This window comes from Nostoc sp. (assembly GCF_041747015.1).
Lineage (GTDB): Bacteria > Cyanobacteriota > Cyanobacteriia > Cyanobacteriales > Nostocaceae > Nostoc.
Genome location: NZ_JBGTFY010000038.1, coordinates 1 through 2270, shown reverse-complemented (window position 1 = coordinate 2270; position 2270 = coordinate 1). Strand labels below are relative to the sequence as shown.

Sequence of the window (2270 nt, the reverse complement as noted above, 5' to 3'; positions counted from 1 at the left end):
ATTGACGGATTGCAGGTTATCAATGTGGGAACGTGGAACACATTTGACGGTGCTAACGCCCTTTCTCAGCAACCCGGTTTCAGCAGTTCTACGCACTATTGGAATGGTGTGGCAGATTTTCAGGACGATTATTTTGATTTGATATTTTTGGAAGCTGCTAGTCAAGTGAACTAGGGCAGGAGCAAATTGATTTCAGAAGAACGCATCAGGCTAATCAGCCTTTACTGAGGTAGTGCAAGCAGGCTAACAACACAGTGGAGCGGACAGTATACAAGTTTTGCGCTTCGTTTCAGTCCTATCTGCTGCCGCTCACTTTTGCCGTTAGCCAGCAATCACATACAGTAGTCACGTACCAGGGGTTAGCGGAGGTTTTCATGATTTTAATTAATTGGAAAATTAAGTGTCTTTTCATTAAGCGATGATTTTAAGTATTTCTTTATGTACGATGAATTTGACAACTTCTGTAGTCAAGCAGGCGTTAGAAAGTATTCGCTATATTGACCTTAAGGATTGGGTATCTGAAGCTTTTGGTCAGTCGATACTCTCAAAAAGAAAAATTGTGTTTTCAACTTCAGATGACGACACAGAATTTGCATGAACTTTTTTGAGGGATTTTCCCACAAAGTCAACACACTAGGCTACGCATACTCAATTGAGAGAAGCACAACGTATAGGTGTTTCCAATAGATGTTTCAAGAAGTGCGATTGCATTTCTTGACAGGGCAGCCGCAGTTTTCAATTCATGGTTGTTAGAACGAGGTTTTGTTGGGTTGCAACAAGACAAGACGATTTCTCAAGGGCAGTGACTCTCAAAAAAATATTCTACTGAGTTATTCATCTCAACAGAGTATATAAATTTACATTTATTACCTTTCACTAAAATTTATTTTGTACGATAGTAGGTATTCACGCCTCTGTGTAAGTACTGGAAATATTGATTGTACCGATCACCAACAGTGGGAGAAAAATTTCAGAACATCTGATGCAACTATCGGCATGATCAATTTCATGAAATGGTTAAGGGAATCCCGTTATCTTTGGGTTTTAACTTGAGAATAAATGGAACAGCTTTCAATACCCAATCGGACACGGGTGTATAATTAGCAGCTTCTTCTCCAAAACTAATAGAGAGCATATCTGTATGAATAATACCTGGATTAAGGGGTATGGCAGCCATACCAGTCGGCAATTCTTGTGCCAAAGAACGAGTTAATCCTTCTATTGCCCACTTGGAAGCGCAGTATGGTGCAACTTGGGCTGAAGTGGAACGTCCCCAGCCAGAACTAAAGTTAACAATAATACCCCGTTTCTTTTTCACCATTGCTGGTACGAAATGGCGAATTATATTCGCTACTCCTTTTATATTGATATCTATAAGATCCGAAAATTCTTCAGATGCTATTTCCCACAACGGTGCTGGATAATTGGTAATTGCTGCATTATTAATTACTATATCTGGCGGTTCATATTTTTGAAGTACGTCTTGAGCCCATTTTTTTACAAGCTGTTCATTTGCCACGTCTACAGATGTAAAATCGTTGGGCGCACTAAACGAATGGCGTATTTTATTGATCGCATCTGATGAACGAGCGCAACCAATAACAGTATGTCCCTCTTTAATAAAACCCTCGGTCATCGCATAACCTAGACCTTTACTTATGCCTGTAATTAAGATGAGCTTACTCATATTTTTCTATTATTCCTGCTCTGAACCAATAATTCGTGGGAAAAAATAACCGTTACCTCTTGCTGTAATAATGAATTCTGGGTCGTTGGCGTCGGATTCTACCTTTGTCCGCAATCGTGAAATATGCACATCTACCACACGGGTGTCTGTATTCATCTCTGGTACAAAGCCCCACAATTGCTGTAAAATTTCAACCCTTGAAAAAATCTTTCCCGAATGATTCACTAACAATTCTAATAAGCTAAACTCCACGCCTGTCAACCGAATGCGTTGCTCATTTTTATGAACTTGTCGTTTATTGATATCGATTTTGAGATTGCCCACATGGATTATCCCAGAATTAGGAATAACGTTGACACTGTTTTTATGAGAGCGCCGCTTTAGTACGCAGGCAATCCGAGCTTCTAATTCCTTGGGAGAGAAAGGTTTGGTCATATAGTCATCGGCACCGAGTTCTAGCCCAGTGATCCGATCTGCTACATCTGCCAAGGCTGTGAGCATGATAATTGGTACGTCTGATTGTTTCCGTAATTCTTGACAGACACCATAACCATCTAGTTTTGGCATCATCACATCCAGAACT

Annotated in this window: 2 protein-coding genes; both read right to left on the bottom strand. The window is 40.1% G+C overall.

Annotated elements, in window-relative coordinates:
* Nucleotides 1–1006: 1006 nt before the first annotated feature.
* Nucleotides 1007–1687, bottom strand: coding sequence for an SDR family oxidoreductase (locus tag ACEW80_RS03175; protein WP_373525206.1), 681 nt, complete (start codon nt 1685–1687; stop codon nt 1007–1009).
* A 9-nt stretch (nt 1688–1696) separates the two neighbouring features.
* Nucleotides 1697–2270: winged helix-turn-helix domain-containing protein (locus ACEW80_RS03170; RefSeq protein ID WP_373525205.1), on the bottom strand; the 574-nt coding region annotated here is incomplete at its 5' end.

What these genes read in the sequence shown, in the direction of transcription:
- ACEW80_RS03175 (WP_373525206.1), bottom strand. Translation starts at nt 1,687, where the DNA reads ATGAGTAAGCTCATCTTAATTACAGGCATAAGTAAAGGTCTAGGTTAT.